Origin of the sequence: Acinetobacter sp. YH12040 (assembly GCF_013420005.1) — a bacterium.
GTDB classification, from domain to species: domain Bacteria; phylum Pseudomonadota; class Gammaproteobacteria; order Pseudomonadales; family Moraxellaceae; genus Acinetobacter; species Acinetobacter amyesii.
Genome location: NZ_VOZB01000006.1, coordinates 48,003 through 63,332, shown reverse-complemented (window position 1 = coordinate 63,332; position 15,330 = coordinate 48,003). Strand labels below are relative to the sequence as shown.

At 41.2% G+C, this 15,330-nt stretch carries 20 protein-coding genes; all 20 read right to left on the bottom strand.

Features of this window, described 5'->3' with window-relative positions; genetic code table 11:
* Window positions 1-432, bottom strand: coding sequence for an SRPBCC family protein (locus FTT99_RS08435; RefSeq protein WP_180129532.1), 432 nt, complete (start codon window positions 430-432; stop codon window positions 1-3).
* Window positions 433-458: 26 nt separating this feature from the next.
* On the bottom strand, window positions 459-1,010 hold the full coding sequence (tadA, locus tag FTT99_RS08430; RefSeq protein WP_111885055.1) for a tRNA adenosine(34) deaminase TadA: 552 nt from the start codon (window positions 1,008-1,010) through the stop codon (window positions 459-461).
* Window positions 1,011-1,017: 7 nt separating this feature from the next.
* Window positions 1,018-2,139, bottom strand: a complete 1,122-nt coding sequence (locus FTT99_RS08425) for an enoyl-CoA hydratase/isomerase family protein (RefSeq protein WP_078193659.1) — start codon at window positions 2,137-2,139, stop codon at window positions 1,018-1,020.
* Window positions 2,136-2,849 carry a uracil-DNA glycosylase gene (gene ung / locus FTT99_RS08420; protein ID WP_111885056.1) on the bottom strand — a complete coding sequence of 238 codons (714 nt, stop codon included), beginning with the start codon at window positions 2,847-2,849 and terminating at the stop codon, window positions 2,136-2,138. Before ung ends, FTT99_RS08425 begins: the two co-directional genes overlap by 4 nt.
* A 36-nt stretch (window positions 2,850-2,885) precedes the next feature.
* The gene (locus FTT99_RS08415; protein ID WP_078193661.1) at window positions 2,886-3,482 is read right to left on the bottom strand and encodes a 6-carboxytetrahydropterin synthase; all 597 of its coding nucleotides are present in this window, start codon (window positions 3,480-3,482) and stop codon (window positions 2,886-2,888) included.
* Between the two features lie 130 nt (window positions 3,483-3,612).
* Window positions 3,613-4,560, bottom strand: coding sequence for a type II secretion system minor pseudopilin GspK (gene gspK, locus FTT99_RS08410; protein ID WP_078193662.1), 948 nt, complete (start codon window positions 4,558-4,560; stop codon window positions 3,613-3,615).
* Window positions 4,561-4,599: 39 nt separating this feature from the next.
* Window positions 4,600-5,229, bottom strand: a complete 630-nt coding sequence (gene gspJ / locus FTT99_RS08405) for a type II secretion system minor pseudopilin GspJ (protein WP_111885090.1) — start codon at window positions 5,227-5,229, stop codon at window positions 4,600-4,602.
* Between the two features lie 46 nt (window positions 5,230-5,275).
* Window positions 5,276-5,668: a type II secretion system minor pseudopilin GspI gene (gspI, locus tag FTT99_RS08400; RefSeq protein ID WP_078188947.1), complete on the bottom strand. Its 393-nt coding sequence runs from the start codon at window positions 5,666-5,668 to the stop codon at window positions 5,276-5,278.
* The gene (locus FTT99_RS08395; protein WP_180129533.1) at window positions 5,658-6,215 is read right to left on the bottom strand and encodes a type II secretion system protein; all 558 of its coding nucleotides are present in this window, start codon (window positions 6,213-6,215) and stop codon (window positions 5,658-5,660) included. The genes gspI and FTT99_RS08395 overlap by 11 nt, the downstream gene beginning before the upstream one ends.
* A gap of 9 nt (window positions 6,216-6,224) precedes the next feature.
* Entirely contained in the window at window positions 6,225-6,839 is a 615-nt protein-coding gene (locus tag FTT99_RS08390; protein WP_168378896.1) for a TetR/AcrR family transcriptional regulator, read from the bottom strand.
* Window positions 6,840-6,881: 42 nt separating this feature from the next.
* The gene (locus tag FTT99_RS08385; protein WP_180129535.1) at window positions 6,882-7,655 is read right to left on the bottom strand and encodes a TatD family hydrolase; all 774 of its coding nucleotides are present in this window, start codon (window positions 7,653-7,655) and stop codon (window positions 6,882-6,884) included.
* Window positions 7,656-7,686: 31 nt separating this feature from the next.
* A complete protein-coding gene (locus tag FTT99_RS08380) occupies window positions 7,687-8,028 on the bottom strand; it encodes a PilZ domain-containing protein (protein WP_111885061.1) in 342 nt (113 codons plus the stop codon).
* 15 nt (window positions 8,029-8,043) lie between these two features.
* Window positions 8,044-9,027 (bottom strand): DNA polymerase III subunit delta', encoded by a 984-nt coding sequence (locus tag FTT99_RS08375; protein ID WP_180129536.1) that lies wholly within the window; start codon window positions 9,025-9,027, stop codon window positions 8,044-8,046.
* A gap of 13 nt (window positions 9,028-9,040) precedes the next feature.
* Window positions 9,041-9,802, bottom strand: a complete 762-nt coding sequence (kdsB, locus tag FTT99_RS08370) for a 3-deoxy-manno-octulosonate cytidylyltransferase (protein WP_180129537.1) — start codon at window positions 9,800-9,802, stop codon at window positions 9,041-9,043.
* A 3-nt stretch (window positions 9,803-9,805) separates the two neighbouring features.
* On the bottom strand, window positions 9,806-10,819 hold the full coding sequence (lpxK, locus tag FTT99_RS08365; protein WP_180161396.1) for a tetraacyldisaccharide 4'-kinase: 1,014 nt from the start codon (window positions 10,817-10,819) through the stop codon (window positions 9,806-9,808).
* Window positions 10,820-10,822: 3 nt separating this feature from the next.
* The gene (gene msbA, locus FTT99_RS08360; RefSeq protein WP_180129539.1) at window positions 10,823-12,550 is read right to left on the bottom strand and encodes a lipid A export permease/ATP-binding protein MsbA; all 1,728 of its coding nucleotides are present in this window, start codon (window positions 12,548-12,550) and stop codon (window positions 10,823-10,825) included.
* A complete protein-coding gene (locus tag FTT99_RS08355; protein WP_180129540.1) occupies window positions 12,550-12,972 on the bottom strand; it encodes a biopolymer transporter ExbD in 423 nt (140 codons plus the stop codon). Before FTT99_RS08355 ends, msbA begins: the two co-directional genes overlap by 1 nt.
* A 13-nt stretch (window positions 12,973-12,985) precedes the next feature.
* Window positions 12,986-13,627 (bottom strand): MotA/TolQ/ExbB proton channel family protein, encoded by a 642-nt coding sequence (locus FTT99_RS08350; protein ID WP_078188956.1) that lies wholly within the window; start codon window positions 13,625-13,627, stop codon window positions 12,986-12,988.
* Window positions 13,628-13,658: 31 nt separating this feature from the next.
* Entirely contained in the window at window positions 13,659-14,546 is an 888-nt protein-coding gene (locus tag FTT99_RS08345) for a ParB/RepB/Spo0J family partition protein (RefSeq protein ID WP_111885065.1), read from the bottom strand.
* On the bottom strand, window positions 14,543-15,325 hold the full coding sequence (locus FTT99_RS08340) for a ParA family protein (RefSeq protein WP_078188958.1): 783 nt from the start codon (window positions 15,323-15,325) through the stop codon (window positions 14,543-14,545). Before FTT99_RS08340 ends, FTT99_RS08345 begins: the two co-directional genes overlap by 4 nt.
* Window positions 15,326-15,330 lie beyond the last annotated feature (5 nt).

Sequence of the window (15,330 nt, the reverse complement as noted above, 5' to 3'; positions counted from 1 at the left end):
TTATACGGTTTTTGCAAGTTTTGAAAAACCAATTTTAATCGCTGACTTCAGTTGCGCAAGGATTAAATGACTAACGAATGGCGCACGCGTCTGTAATTCAATCGTATAAGTGACTAAAGTATGCCCGGCATCGATCGCTTCGAATTGAATCACGCCCAAATGATGTTTCACCAATGGGTTTTTAATAATTTTATATTCAATACGTTGGTTTGGCTCAAGCAAAGTAATTTGCTCTTGTAATGGCTTCACGGGCCCAAAGCCCATACGACGTACAGAACCTACACCATCAGGACGTTCAGGATCTGCTGAATCTTTTACGCGCACCACTTGAATCGGCGCAAAAGCCACGTTATAGGTCGAATGTTTTGAAAGTAATTCAAAAACCTGCTCGACCGGTGCATTAAATTCTTTTTTTACTTGAATGGATTTCATGTTGTACCCTATTTTATTTGACAATATTAATTGTCAGTAGAGTTTACTTGGTTTTTTAAATTAAGTTCAGTCAAAGTGGCTTTTTCCTGTAACTTCATCAGTCGTTTTTGTTCACGACGCATTTTAAAAAAATCACTTAATTGTTGAGAGCATTGCTCTTGTAGGCAACCATGCTCAAACTCAAAGATATGATTATAGTAGCCTGAATTTAATAATTGACGCGAACTGACCAAAGAACCTGCTTTAGGCTCAGTCGTCGCAAATACCACTCGTTTTATTCTTGAATGTACCAAAGCGCCCACACACATCGTGCATGGCTCTAAAGTTACATATAAAGTTGCGTCGTCAGGTAATCGGTAATTATCGATATTCAAACAAGCTTGACGCAAAGCTTGTACTTCCGCATGTGCGGTGGGATCTTTCAGAGAAATCGGCGCATTAAACCCTGCACCTATGACTTGATTTTGACTCACAATGACTGCGCCTACAGGAATTTCTTGCAATTCGGCAGCTTGTGCAGCCTGCTCGAAAGCAAGCTGCATCCAATGTTCATCACTATATAGATTTTGTTCAGACATCAATTAATTAAATTACACCATACTGTCTTAACAGTGCATTCCAACTGTCAATATTGGTTACAGGAGGCTCATCAGCCAGAATTCCTTTGAGGGAAAGATCTGTACCTTTTTTCCATTCTGGAGACAGATCTTTATCAACTAGACGTGCGCGCACACCTTCCACAAAGTCTGCATGACTAATTTTCCAATCCGAAATTTGGGTTTCTAGTTCAAACACTTCATTCCAAGAATGCACTTGCTTGCCCCACTGCCACAACAACCATGTTAATGCGGCGGTTGCAGGTGAACCTTTTTGTAGATTTTCACTGGCTTGACGTAACCAATCACTACGCGCATCACTTAAACCTATAATTGATTCATAGTCATGTTCAAAATTATGCCCACGGCACACACTTTGAATCACATCCAATGAATTTTGTAATGGCCCCGGCCCCACAGGACGATGCATACTATTTAAAGTGTCATCGATGGCACGAAAATCACCCGCTGGATAATGATCCCAATCAATATTGATGACAGTTTCAAGTACGTTATCACGCTGTGCATCACAAATATGCGTTGCCCAACCGATACCATAAGCACCTGCTGCGGTCATAATAGAGCCAGTTAACCCAGTAAACAACCCAATGGCACCACGGTCAGCAAGGAAACGCGTCGCACCCACATCTGGATACAAACCGATATTAATTTCAGGCATTGCTAAACGTGAATAAGGTGTTACCAAACGGAAAGGTGCGGCCATAAATAGACCTAGGCCACCACCCATCACATAACCTTCGCCCCAAACCAAAATCGGCTTTGCATAGTTATGCAGCAGCAAATCTAGGGCATATTCTTGTTCAAAGAATTTATTCGCCGTTTCAACTTCATCATTGACCACCAATTGTCGCAATTTGCGTACATCGCCACCTGCACAAAATGCTTTTGGCGTAGTGGAATCTAACCAAATCGCCTTTACAGCATCATCGTGTTGAAAGTCCTGAAAGACTTCAAGCAACGCTGTACAGATTGATTCATCTAATGCATGAAGCGATTTTGGGCGATTCAAGCGAACAATGCGCCAGCCCTTTTTCGCTTCTTCAACAATCAGATCTGGGTGATAATTTTTTGAAACGGGAGAATAAGTCATGCGTCCAGCTGCCAGTCTATTGGCTCAATGCCATTTTGTTTAAGATAATTATTACTTTTTGAAAACACCTTACAACCAAAAAATCCACCGCGGTTTGCAGCCAAAGGAGATGGATGCGCGGCTTTTAGCACTAAGTGCTTATTTTGGTCAATGCGTTGTCCCTTACGCTGTGCATATGCCCCCCATAAAATAAAGACAATATGCTCACGTTGTTCATTTAAAACATCAATCACATGGTCTGTAAAATCTTCCCAGCCACGTTTTTGATGTGAAGTTGGTTGCCCAGCCTCAACAGTCAGTACCGCATTTAAAAGCAAAACACCTTGTTCTGCCCAGCGTGTTAAGTCCCCATGTTTTGACACAGGAACCCCGAGGTCAGCATTTAACTCATGGAAAATATTACGTAAAGAAGGTGGTAATGCAACCCCCTTTTGTACCGAAAAGCTTAAACCATGTGCCTGATTTGGCCCATGATACGGGTCTTGGCCTAAAATCACCACCTTTACATTTGCCATAGGCGTCGTGTTTAGGGCATTAAAGATCAGCGGATTCGGTGGATAAATCACTTTATCCTGTTTGATTTGTTGTAACAGAAAGTCTTTTAACTCATCCATGCGGGGGCTAAGCAAAAACTCACTTAGGGCATATTTCCAGCTAGGCTCAAGCTGCACTTTAGCGAGTTTTGCTTGTTGCTCTTCTGTTAAAGACATCACTGTTAACCAATCCTAATAAAACCAAATATTTACTTAAATTCTAACTTGTAAATCAACTGCAGGGTTTAAAAATTTTTGACCCTGTTTTAATTTTTCATACATTTGAGTATCGTTCCATTCCGACTGAACCTGTTCGGAGAAGACGATTTGATCTAACTGCAACAACCCCATTTGTGCGTTGTCGATATCTTCTAAGAAGCTTTGCGCATAGCCTGTGTCTGTCTCATGCACAATCACAGAATACACCTCAACATCACCCTCACCATTTTGAGTTTCTGTTGATTTTAGAACTTGTTGTGCTAAGTAAAAGAAGATTCGTGAAAATTGTTCCGCTGAGGGCGATACGGGTAGTTCGACCCAACGTGCACTGAACTGTTTGCAGGCACGAATGTACTCAGCATCATCGTGTTGCCAAAAACAAATCGCGTGATCAAAACTGTCAAATAAGTCTTTAATTACCCCTTTGAGCAAACCGAAATCGTAAACCATTTGCCCATGGTCAAGTTTCGACGCTTTGAGTAATAGTTCGACTTTATAACTGTGTCCATGAATGGAACGTTTGCAACGGTCTGACGTGCAATTACGCACGATATGCGCGTTTTCAAACTTAAATAACTTACGAATTAACATGTGTCGTAATGCAATCAAATAATCTATGGGTTCTTAGAGATTATAATGCAAAAGTCTAACAAGAGGCATTAATTTTGCTATTCAGCACAATTGGGAAAAGGCATCATGAAAATTTAGCGACCTTTAAGACCTAAAATGGTGCCATACTGCGAAAAGCCACATATACATCTTTATCTTTTCGCACTAACTCACTGGTAAATTGACGCTTTCTTTCATTTAAAATAATTTCAATTTGCGCTTTAAAATAGTTCGACTGCACACCCAATTGTGAATTTAAAACTTCCCTATTTTCTGTGCTCACCTGTGCAAATGGCTCCATTGCCCATAAATCATTGATATTTTCGAAATGTTCAAATTTGGCAGCTTTTTGTTGCAAAGCTTGCTCAACTGCATTGACATCTAAACGATCATCCATAGTCGCTAACAAAAATGCAGGAGCGGTATTAATGTTTACCGTTGTTTCATGCGAGGGCAAGCTACTCACATAGGGCGCAATCAGTTTATATTGAGCACCTTCAAAACCACGGACTGATTTCAGTTCTTCCACACTATGAAATTTTGCATTAGGTGGTAGTGCCGCATTATTTAAACCACGATAGTACGCCAGCTCTGCCCCCATCGGGCCAGAGGTCTCATCATCTTCATCTTGCCAATCAATCACGGCTTGACTTAATTCTGCGGGTAAACCAACACGCTGCAATATTTTTTCAAACCATAATTTTGCTTTGTCATTTACCACACCCTCTTCTGAAACCAAACTATTAAGGTTAAATTTTCCAGATTCGTCTTGCAGCACACCTGCAACAGTTCCACCTTCCACTGGAAAGGCTGGCATAGGCTGAGCCCAATTTTCTTGGAGGTGATCCACCTGCCCTGCATTTTCGGCATCATTTACCAAAAGTTCAGCAAAAAATGCTTCGGCACTTTTCGCATATAACATCGATTGATTTTGGCGCATCACGTAGGCGGTGTTTTCAGAAGTATTGGCTTGTTGTTTTGCGATGCCTGCAGCAACTATGGTTGCCAAAGCTACCATCATCAGGATAGTTAACAAAGCGATGCCACGTTGCTGTTTCATAAGCAACTCCGAACTTCAAATGCCTCTACTACCTGACCGTTAACCATTCTTATTTTTATCCAATAAAAAATCAGTATTTAACAAACTGAATAACCATTCGTAGTTTGTCCCATCAACTGTGAGCTGCATCCTGATACCCCGCGGTAACAGTTGTATGGTTTTTTCATTATTCAAATCAGCGGCAGCATCTGGCCAATTCTCTAACTCATTTGGATTGAGTACCGTGATTTTATATTGTTCAACATTATCCAGTAAAACACTCGAATCTGGCTGATCATGCCCCGTTTGGTTTAGATTTTTAAACTTTAGCCGATACAATTTTTTTTCATCAGCTTTGTATTGATATTCCACTCGCTCATCAGGTGCAATGCCCTGATTTAATGGATCAGTGACACCTGTCTTACTGAAATTAAATCGGCCATTTTGCAACACCAACGCTGGTTGAATATCTCCATTAATATTGGCAGTTAAAGGCACAGCTTGTACCGTGTCTCTGAGTATTTGCTGATGGGCATCTTGCAACTGACTCAGCCTTGCCTCATGGGTTGCGTTTCGCTCTTTCACTTTCGAGACATAATCAAACACCTTCCAGCCCAAAGCAGACAGCACTGCAAAAATGGCAATCGCAACCAAAAGCTCAACTAAGGTAAATCCTGCTTGATTCTTCATTCCTTGCTGCACAAGCACAGGCATATCTTGAGATGTACGTTTTTTTCTAGTTATTATTTTCATCCAATGGAGCCTTATAGTTAAAGAACACCAAACTGCTAATCCCTGCTTCCACATCGCCTGTTTCAGCATTCATCAAACTCACTTGGATATCAATCCGTTGTACATTTGGACTAATGGTGGCTTGGGCTTTTTTGTCAATTTGCCATTGTTCGCCTTGTTCAGTGACTTGTTTTGATGCAGTACCTGTCATCCATTCACGATTGATTTCCATCTTAGCGATTTCATTCAGCGCAACGAATTGTGCTTTATTTCTTAAAATTGCGTGTGCTGTCGACTGTGTATATTGCATCGCAACATTAGACAAAGCCATTGCCGCCGTCGCAAAAATCGCCAATGCCACCATGACTTCAAGTAGCGTAAACCCTTTAGCCCGCATTAACTTTCCCTAAATGATCAATTTCGATTTCATTACCAATGGCACGTTCTCCAAAATAAAACTGTATACGCACAGGCTTTACCTCACCATTGCCCAACCAAATCAACTTAGGTGCATTGGTATTTAACAAATCATCATTATTGGCATTTTCATACTGCTGGTCTAAAGGCTGAATCGTAAAAGAGACATTTTCAGGTAATACTCGGGTTTCAAAGTTTTTATAGTTTTGCCATTTATTGTTCTGATTTAAAATACTATTTTCTACACGTTTTTGTTCTGGTAAATATTCTTGTACCGCATAGCTTTGGGTGTTGATATCCGTTCCAGCTTTTTGCTGTAGGGCCAATATCAAAGCTTGATCATTTGCATCGCGTAAAATTCGTTTTAGATCCATCACAAACACTTCACGTGCCTGCATGGCTTTGCGTTGATCTGTCCCACCGATATTCAAAAGCACCAATGAGGCCATGATGCCCATAATCACAATCACCACCATCAATTCTACGAGGGTGAAGCCACGAACCGATGATGGTGATGCACTTTTCATAAGCAGCCTTTAAGCGAATTGAGCAACCGCATGCACTTGTTTTGGTAAGGCCAAGGCTTGATCAATATAAGCAACCCGCAAGGTGTCTCTTGAACCCAAATAACGCTGATAAAAACTAGAGTTCAAAATTGCTGCAGCACCATGTGTAAGTGACCAAATTGAAGCAAGATAATCACGTACTGGCATACTACTTTGAATCGACTCCAAATAACGCTCAGTCATACGGATAATCAATCTTAGACGCTGTTTGCGCACTTGATAAAGTTCACTAAACAAGTGTTGAATACCCACACCCGTTGTCGATAAACGCTCTTCAATTTGATGAAACAACACTGTACGTTCTGGGTGATGTAAGTGATGCAACATAAAGAAAGCAAGGTGTTCAGGAAAAGCTTTATCGGTGTCTTTAATCATTTCCAATAACATGCGTTCATTACGAATAATGAGCAACATATATAGTTCATCTTTACTTTGAAAATGTTTATATAACGTCCCTTTTGCCAAGTCGAGTTCTGCCGCTAGCGCATCTAGTGTCATCCCTGCTTCGCCATTTTCCAATAGCAGCTGCTCTGCCACTTGGAAAATTAATGCCTCTCTTGCTCTAAACTGAGCTTGACGATCCATCTTCACCCTATACTCTCTTACTCTTATATCAATTCAAATTATTTACTTAAGATTGAGGAGATTTTCAAAGTTTTGCATTGTAATGAAAGCCATCTCTTCAATTGACTTATCATATACATCACTTAAGGCTTTGGCTACATAAGGAACGTATTTTGGTTCATTAGACTTTCCTCTATAGGGCATCGGTGCAAGGTATGGGCTATCTGTTTCAATCAGCACGCGATCCAGTGGTATTTGCTTAGCCACATCACGTAAATCTTGCGCATTTTTAAAAGAAACAATGCCTGAAAATGACACGTAATAACCACAATCTAAGACCGCTTTTGCTGTTTCCCAATCTTCAGTAAAACAATGCAAAATCCCGTGAGTGGATTTCTCTGCACGGATAATATCAACCGTATCATGCTTTGCAGAACGGGTATGAACAACCACTGGTTTTTTTACAGCTTGTGATGCGTGAATATGGCGGGCAAAGCATTCTTTTTGCTCTGCAATAAAGTCTGTACTATGAAAATAGTCCAGCCCTGTTTCACCAATCGCCCAAACCTTTTCAGGTTGTGCTAATTCAATGAGATATTCTTCTGTTGCCCGAGCCATCGTTGCAGGATCTTCACATGGGTGTACCCCAACGGAATAACCTACATCGGCATGACGTGCAGCAATTTTTGAAAGTTCAATATGGTCATCTAGATCAACCGAGATACTCATAAATTTTGAGACCCCGGCTTGACGAGCCTGATCCAATGCCAGATCTAAATTACCCTCATAAGGGCTTAAGTCGAGCATGGTTAAATGGCAATGGGTATCTACAAACACAATATGTACCTACAAGTCTTCACTGTTGTAACTACATAGTGTAACTTCTACGCCCCTCAGATTTAAGCCCTGCAAGTAAACGTTCTGCTTCTGTTTTGAAATAAACGCCTTTTTCGCCGCTTAATTGAATTCCAAAGCCTTGTGGTTTAATGCCATTTTGCTTTTGCGAAATCCAAATCACTTTCCCTGTCAAAGGAATTTTTATACTTTGTTCAGGCAGCGTAGCCAATAAGAAAACTTCATCACCCATTTTCACAGCTTGCTTTGATGGTACAAATAAACCGCCACCAACGACATAAGGCATGTAGCTCGCAAAAAGTGTTTCCACATCTGGAATATTAGCGTGAACAATCCCGCCCATACGTGGTTGCATGATTTTTCCCCTTAATTAAACATTCATCAGTTTGATGCAAAGCTCATCTACGACCAGATTCCCCTGTACGTTCTGCTCGATGAACTGCTTAGACTGCTGTAATTCTGTATAAATCCCAAAGAGTATTTCGAGCGAATATTGCTCTGCCAACACTCCAAAATCCAAATCTATATTTTTTATGGATTGATTTAGCTTGACACAAATTATATCGGACAACAAGTATTCAAACATTTGACTAAAATCACTAAAACTCAGTGCTTTATTCCACTTGGTCGCAATTGCCATCGGCATGTTTTTTTGTGTCACAAGTTTTTGCCAATCTTGTAGAAACTCTTGGCGCATATTTAGCCATTCGCTATTTGCCAATGAAATTGCTTGTAATGGCATTTGACTGGCTAAGTTCATGAGAACTTTGCGCTGAGTTTCATCACTATCGGGCAAATGCTGCTGTAAATATTGCTGTGATTGTTCGGGTTCAATACGATCCAAGGCATAGTGCTGCATGCGGCTGCGAATGGTTGCCGGCAATTTCAAATAGTGCTCTGCCAACAACATAATCACAATACGTTCGCCCGGCTCTTCCAATGTTTTGAGCAATGCATTTGATGACGCAATGTTTAATGCTTCAGCAGGCTCAATCAACACAACTCGCCAACCGTCTACGGTTTGCTGTACAAAGGGCAATAAATCACGAATTTTTTCGATTTTAATTTTGGCATTTTGCTTTTTATTGTCTTCATCTGTACTGATGTGGACAAAATTTGGATGCGTATCTGACTTTAACCACTGGCAACTCCCACACTCACCACATGGCTCAGTTCGCTCATCACGTTTTTGACACAGCACCCATGCAAGAAATTGTTTTGCAAATGCCTCTTTACCGCAGCCTTTTTTGCCATACAAAAGCACGCCATGTCCCAGTTGTGGAAAACGGCTGGTTAATGTATTCCATGTATTTTGCTGCCAAGGGTACACTTGCGCCACAATGTCATTTTGCATAAATCGTTTAACCTTATTCGAAGTTTGAAACATCCATTTGATTCAAACGATCAAGGTCAGCTTGAGTATCTACGCCCGGTGGTAGGTTCGCTTCTGCCACAGCAATGGCAATACGATGACCATTTTCCAAAACGCGTAATTGTTCAAGGCTTTCTAATTTTTCGAGTACACCCATATCCCAAGTGACATATTCTTGTAGGAGTTTTACGCGGTATGCATATAGGCCTAAATGACGATAAGCCTGATCATGCAAGGTTTGTTCTGCTTGCTTTGCACCATCACGGTCATACGGAATAGTCGCACGACTGAAATACAGCGCTTGATTGTGCTTTGACATCACCACTTTGACAATGCTGTCACGTTGAAATTCTTCTAGACTATGAATCGGCTCGCAGAGTGTCGACATTGAACATGTCGGCTGATCAACGAGTAATTGTGCAACTTGTTTTACCAATTGAGCGGGAAGCAAAGGTTCATCGCCCTGCACATTGACAATAATGTCATCACTTGCCCAACCTTTGATACGTGCAACTTCACTTAAACGATCTGTCCCAGATGGATGCTCTGTAGAGGTCAATACCACATCAACCCCTTCCGCACGGCATACTGCTGCAATACGCTCATCATCTGTAGCGACACAAAGGTCATCGAATCCTGCAACTTTTTTGGCTTGATCAACCACACGTAAAATCATCGGACGGCCGTGAATTTCAAGCAATGGCTTACCCGGTAAACGTGAACTTGAAAAACGTGCAGGAATAACAATATGTTTCATAAATTAAATGCCTTCGGGAAGTTTCAGACCCAGTTGTTTCAACTGCGCATGCAAAGTTTCATAACACGCAGGTGACAACACTGCATCTACAGGAACAACCCATATTTCTCTTTTAAAATCTGGATTATTTTTGAGGATCGCTAAAATTTTCACTGCATCTTTTTCAGTGGTAATGATGGGATTGGCATCTTCAAACTGCAAATCACTCAGTTCATATTCATAATGATCTGGGAATTCATGACATTGAAATTGATGAATCCCCATATTTTCTAAGGTTTTATAAAAGCGTTGCGGAAATCCGATACCCACCACAGCATAAAAATCCTTGGTTACATCAAATGTCGTCACAAGATCTTTATTAAGCAAATAAGGCTGCGCCGCTTCTAGGTGCATATTCAGTGGGGAACTTGGATCTGCTGAATGTTCAATGACCGTCCCAGTATCAAGGCGCTTTTTCGGTTCACGCAAATAACCTTCGGGTAATAATTTTTCATTGCCTAAACCACGATTATTATCCAGTACGATCCATTCCAACTGACGTTGAAGCGCCCAATGCTGTAAACCATCATCGCAGATAATCAAATCCAATTCATGCTTAGAGAGCAGCAACTCAATACTTTGCTGGCGGTTTGGACCGACTGCCATCGGTACACCTGTAGACTGAACAATTAAGCTCGGTTCATCACCTACCATTTCAGCCGTCGAATCTAAATCTACATAGGCCGGAAATGGTCCTTGACCACCATAGCCACGACTGATCACACCAACACGCAGGTTTAAGCTATTTAAATAACTGACCAAATGAATGAGCAATGGGGTTTTACCACTTCCACCCACTGTGATGTTTCCAATGACCATGACTGGAATAGGCGCTTTATAACTTTGCTTAATACCTGATTGATAGAGTTTTTTATTGAGTAAAAAGCCGCCACGATAAAGCCATGACAAAGGTCTAAACACAACGAGCCACTTTGCCTGTTCACTCCAAGCATCCTGAATCAATTGTGCAAAAGACATGTCTTAATTTTCCTCAAAATTACGCTGATGAAGTTGGTAATATGCACCACGTTGTGCCATCAATTCTGTATGCGAACCTTGTTCAATAATACGCCCTTTATCCATCACTACAATACAGTCTGCATTTTCAATGGTCGATAAACGATGCGCAATCACGATCGTGGTACGATCTTGCATCGCAGCGTCAAATGCTTGCTGAATGAAAAATTCAGATTCGTTATCTAGCGCACTGGTCGCTTCATCTAAAATTAAGATCGGTGCATTTTTCAAAATGGCACGTGCAATCGCAATCCGTTGACGTTGACCACCAGATAGATTTAAACCTTGGGCACCCAATGGTGTGTCATAACCTTGCGGTAAATCCATAATAAAATCATGTGCAAATGCAGCTTTGGCAGCAGCAATGACTTGCTCATCTGTTGCATGCTCGAGCTGTCCATAAGCAATATTTTCACGCACAGTACGGTTAAACAAAACCACTTGCTGATTGACCATCGAAATCTGAGTACGCAAGCTATTGAGTTCTATATCGTGAATATCATGCTGATCAAGCAACAATTGCCCAGAAGACACCTCTTGGTAACGCACCAACAGATTGACCAATGAAGTTTTACCTGCACCTGAACGCCCAACCAATGCAACGGTTTGCCCTGCATTAACTTTTAAATTGAAGTCATGAATCGCATGGTAACCATCAGCATAGATCAAATTGACATTTTTAAATTCGACATCACCTTTCAAAGCAGGCTTCAGCGTGCCGTTATTCACTTCTTCAGGCATATCAAGCAATTCAAAAACTGAATAAGCTGCTGCCATGCCTCGTTGTAGTTTTTCGTTGACATCCGTCAAGGTTTTAATTGGCTTACTCAGCATACCTGCGGCAGTGATATACGCTACAAACTCACCCGCTGTTGTATCTTGTAAAATCTCAGGGCGTAGCGCGATATACATCACGATACTGAGCGCGATCGACATAATCAGCTGAACAATTGGGCTATTGAGTTGCTGCACCACAACCATTTTTAAGCCGCGGCGTAAGTTCTCCATTGAGCTTTCATAAAAACGTTTTTGTTCATAATCTTGCCCAGCAAAGCCCTTCACCACTAGGTTGCCTTGCACTGTCTCTTGCACCACATGGTTAACATCACCCATGGTACTTTGTACTTGCATGGATAATTTACGCATGCGTTTCGACGCTTTACGGATAATCAGCCCAATAATTGGACCAAAAATCAAAATACACAGAGTTAAACGCCAATTGGTATAGAGCAAATAACCCAATAATGCGATGGTAATCAGACCCTGTTGTACAATCGTTTTCAGTGACTCAGACGATGCCGCCGTCAACTGTTCAACGTTATACATAATTTTTGCAGTGATATGACCGCTCGAATTATCTAAATAATATTGCGAAGGCAAACGCATGAGTTTTGCGAACACTTGCTGACGAATATTAAAAATTAAGTTTCGAGAAATCACTGCGGTAAAATATCCCCCCATGAACAAACCGAGTCCACGGAAGAACATCAATAAAACCACCAAGAGTGGAAATAAGGTTGTAAAGCTTTGATCTTTGTTTTGAATGGCTTCAATAATGCGTTCCAATAATTTTGCGACAGAAACTTCTGTCGCAGCATTAATACCGAAACCAAGCAAAACCAGCAGGCCGATTCCCCAAAAAGGTTTTAAATAACTTAATAGGCGTAAATAGACCTTAAAATCGTGCTTCACTAATAACCTCGAGTTGGAACTTTGGTACTGATGTTGATATTCACAAATCCAAGTTGACCTGCAACATCCATCACCCGAATCACATCTTGATGTGTTGCTTTTGCATCTGCGGCAATCACAAACATTAAATCACGACGATCATAGGCTGTCTGTTTAATTGCAGTATTCAAATCAGAGACTTCTTTACTCGCCAATGACTGACCATTGACAGAATAATGTCCTGTTGAATCCACCACAACTTCAATCTTTTGATCATAGTTTTTAGGTGGAACACCCTGTGCATCTGGCAAAGTCAGGTTCATTCGACTCATCTGGTTAAAGGTAGTCGAGAGCAACAAGAACACCAAAATGAACATCAAACAGTCAATCATCGGTGTGAGGTTGATATGAATATCTTCAACCTGACGACGTTTAAATTTCATGCGCAGTCTCCACTCAGCTGGCTTTCTGAATGTCCTGACTTTCTACTTCAGGTGTTTTTTTATAAAACAAAGCGGCATGAAATAACGTCGACTGCTGTTCTAACTCAGCCACATATTCCTGAACCAAACGTTGGAAATAGCGATGTGCAAATAATGCAGGTACCGCAATTAACATACCGGCAGCAGTGGTAATCAAGGCTTTAGAAATACCCGGCATCATCAACACTGGATCACTATTGGTGCCTATATCAATCATTAAGAATGCTTCAATAATACCGATCACCGTACCCAACAAACCTAGTAAAGGTGCAACAGCGCTTAAAGTGCCCAAAAAGTTGATATTTTTTTCTAAATAACCAATTTCTTGTGACGCTGTGACTTCCATTTGCGCACGTGCATATTGCTCGTTTTGATCTTTACTAGCGTAACCTGCGCCCAATACACGACCCAATGTACTTTGTTGTAAAGTTGGACTTTGCTTTAGCTGCTGCACCACATCTTTCACCGATGTGTTTACATTCATCATCAAGTCTTTTGGTAACACCATTGATTTCTTTAAACGAATAAAACGCTCAATGGTAATGGCTACCGTAAAGATCGAACAAATGACGAGCGGGATCATTAACCACCCGCCCGCTTTGACTAATTCCCACATTTGATTTTCCCCAATAAATCGAATTTAAAAATTATTCAGCTAGACAAATATTTAAAATGCCATCTAGCTCTTCAAGAGTATGGTAGCTAATCACCAGCTTGCCTTTCCCTTGTTTATTATGATCAATTTTCACGTCTGCACTGAAACGATCAGAGAGACGTTGTGTCAGTTGTTGAATGTCTGATGAAACAATTGGTTTAGCTTTTTGTTGTTTTGGTGCATTCAAATCACGAACAAATTGTTCGGTTTGACGTACAGACATACTTTTTTCAATCACCATTTCAGCAACTTTAAGCTGATCTTTGGCTTTTAACGTCAAGATCGCACGTGCATGCCCCATATCGAGCAAACCTTGCTGCATAAAGTCTTTGACTTGATCCGCTAAAGACAAGAGGCGTAGCAAGTTACTAATCGTGGTACGTGCTTTACCGACTGTATCGGCAATCTCTTGATGACTTAAACCAAATTCGTCATGGAAGCGTTGTAAAGCCATGGCTTGATCGATTGGGTTCAAATCTTGACGTTGAATGTTTTCAATCAATGCCAAGGCAATTGCCACTTGGTCACTCAAGTCACGAACAATGGCTGGAACTTCGGTTAAACCTGCAAGCTGAGCCGCACGCCAACGACGCTCACCTGCAATAATTTCGTAGGGATGCTTTTCATCTTCGACAGGACGAATCACGATTGGCTGCATGACACCATGCTTTTCAATCGATGCAGCAAGTTCTTGTAAATCTTGTTCTTTAATGAAACGACGCGGTTGATACTCACCACGTTTCAATAAATGCACATCAATTTGTTTTAACTGTCCATGATCTAAAGCTTTTGCTTCGAGCTGTAGTTTTTCTTTTTGGATTGAGCCGAGTAAGGCATCCAGACCACGACCTTTAGCCAGTCCGCGTTTTTTTACGGTCATGCTTTAGTTCCTTTTTTTACTTTGGTTTTTTTTAACATCTCAGCTGCCAAGTTCAAATAAGCAACTGCACCCTTCGAGCTTTTTTCAAAATAAATCACTGGCAAACCGTGCGCAGGCGCTTCAGCCAAACGAATATTACGCGGAATGACCGTGTCATAAAGTTTCTGACCGAAGTATTGTTCAAGCTCAGCAGACACATCACGTGTTAAGGCATTACGCGCATCGTACATGGTACGAAGCACACCCACGATCTCTAGATCTGGGTTTAAAGCTTGCTGAATACGGTCAATGGTTTGGGTTAAGTCAGCCAAACCTTCCAAGGCATAATATTCACACTGCATTGGAATCAGCACAGCACGTACCGCTGCAAGGGCATTGACAGTGATCAAACTTAAACTTGGCGCACAATCGACAATAATATAGTCAAAGTCTTTTTCAACGCTTGCCAACGCTTCACGTAAAATAAACTCACGACCGTCTTGATCCGCAATCGCCAGTTCAACGCCGGCTAAGTCACGGTTTGCACCTAAAACTTTATAGCCCACTTCCGCTTTATAAATAGCGGTTTCAATCGGCACTTCACCAAGTAAGACATCCGTGACTGAATACAACAAATCATTTTTTTGAATGCCCGAACCCATCGTGGCATTGCCTTGTGAATCCATGTCCACAAGTAAAACTCGTTTTTTTAATATGGCTAGAGATGCAGCCAAGTTCACAGCCGTTGTGGTTTTACCTACGCCACCCTTTTGGTTTGCAATCGCAATAATTTGAGCCATGGTAA

What these genes read in the sequence shown, in the direction of transcription:
- tadA (WP_111885055.1), bottom strand. Translation starts at nt 1,010, where the DNA reads ATGTCTGAACAAAATCTATATAGTGATGAACATTGGATGCAGCTTGCT.
- FTT99_RS08345 (WP_111885065.1), bottom strand. Translation starts at nt 14,546, where the DNA reads ATGACCGTAAAAAAACGCGGACTGGCTAAAGGTCGTGGTCTGGATGCC.
- FTT99_RS08425 (WP_078193659.1), bottom strand. Translation starts at nt 2,139, where the DNA reads ATGACTTATTCTCCCGTTTCAAAAAATTATCACCCAGATCTGATTGTT.
- FTT99_RS08350 (WP_078188956.1), bottom strand. Translation starts at nt 13,627, where the DNA reads ATGTGGGAATTAGTCAAAGCGGGCGGGTGGTTAATGATCCCGCTCGTC.
- FTT99_RS08435 (WP_180129532.1), bottom strand. Translation starts at nt 432, where the DNA reads ATGAAATCCATTCAAGTAAAAAAAGAATTTAATGCACCGGTCGAGCAG.
- ung (WP_111885056.1), bottom strand. Translation starts at nt 2,849, where the DNA reads ATGTCTTTAACAGAAGAGCAACAAGCAAAACTCGCTAAAGTGCAGCTT.
- gspJ (WP_111885090.1), bottom strand. Translation starts at nt 5,229, where the DNA reads ATGAAGAATCAAGCAGGATTTACCTTAGTTGAGCTTTTGGTTGCGATT.
- FTT99_RS08340 (WP_078188958.1), bottom strand. Translation starts at nt 15,325, where the DNA reads ATGGCTCAAATTATTGCGATTGCAAACCAAAAGGGTGGCGTAGGTAAA.
- FTT99_RS08390 (WP_168378896.1), bottom strand. Translation starts at nt 6,839, where the DNA reads ATGGATCGTCAAGCTCAGTTTAGAGCAAGAGAGGCATTAATTTTCCAA.
- gspI (WP_078188947.1), bottom strand. Translation starts at nt 5,668, where the DNA reads ATGCGGGCTAAAGGGTTTACGCTACTTGAAGTCATGGTGGCATTGGCG.
- FTT99_RS08395 (WP_180129533.1), bottom strand. Translation starts at nt 6,215, where the DNA reads ATGAAAAGTGCATCACCATCATCGGTTCGTGGCTTCACCCTCGTAGAA.
- gspK (WP_078193662.1), bottom strand. Translation starts at nt 4,560, where the DNA reads ATGAAACAGCAACGTGGCATCGCTTTGTTAACTATCCTGATGATGGTA.
- FTT99_RS08355 (WP_180129540.1), bottom strand. Translation starts at nt 12,972, where the DNA reads ATGAAATTTAAACGTCGTCAGGTTGAAGATATTCATATCAACCTCACA.
- FTT99_RS08380 (WP_111885061.1), bottom strand. Translation starts at nt 8,028, where the DNA reads ATGCAACCACGTATGGGCGGGATTGTTCACGCTAATATTCCAGATGTG.
- FTT99_RS08375 (WP_180129536.1), bottom strand. Translation starts at nt 9,027, where the DNA reads ATGCAAAATGACATTGTGGCGCAAGTGTACCCTTGGCAGCAAAATACA.
- kdsB (WP_180129537.1), bottom strand. Translation starts at nt 9,802, where the DNA reads ATGAAACATATTGTTATTCCTGCACGTTTTTCAAGTTCACGTTTACCG.
- FTT99_RS08415 (WP_078193661.1), bottom strand. Translation starts at nt 3,482, where the DNA reads ATGTTAATTCGTAAGTTATTTAAGTTTGAAAACGCGCATATCGTGCGT.
- lpxK (WP_180161396.1), bottom strand. Translation starts at nt 10,819, where the DNA reads ATGTCTTTTGCACAATTGATTCAGGATGCTTGGAGTGAACAGGCAAAG.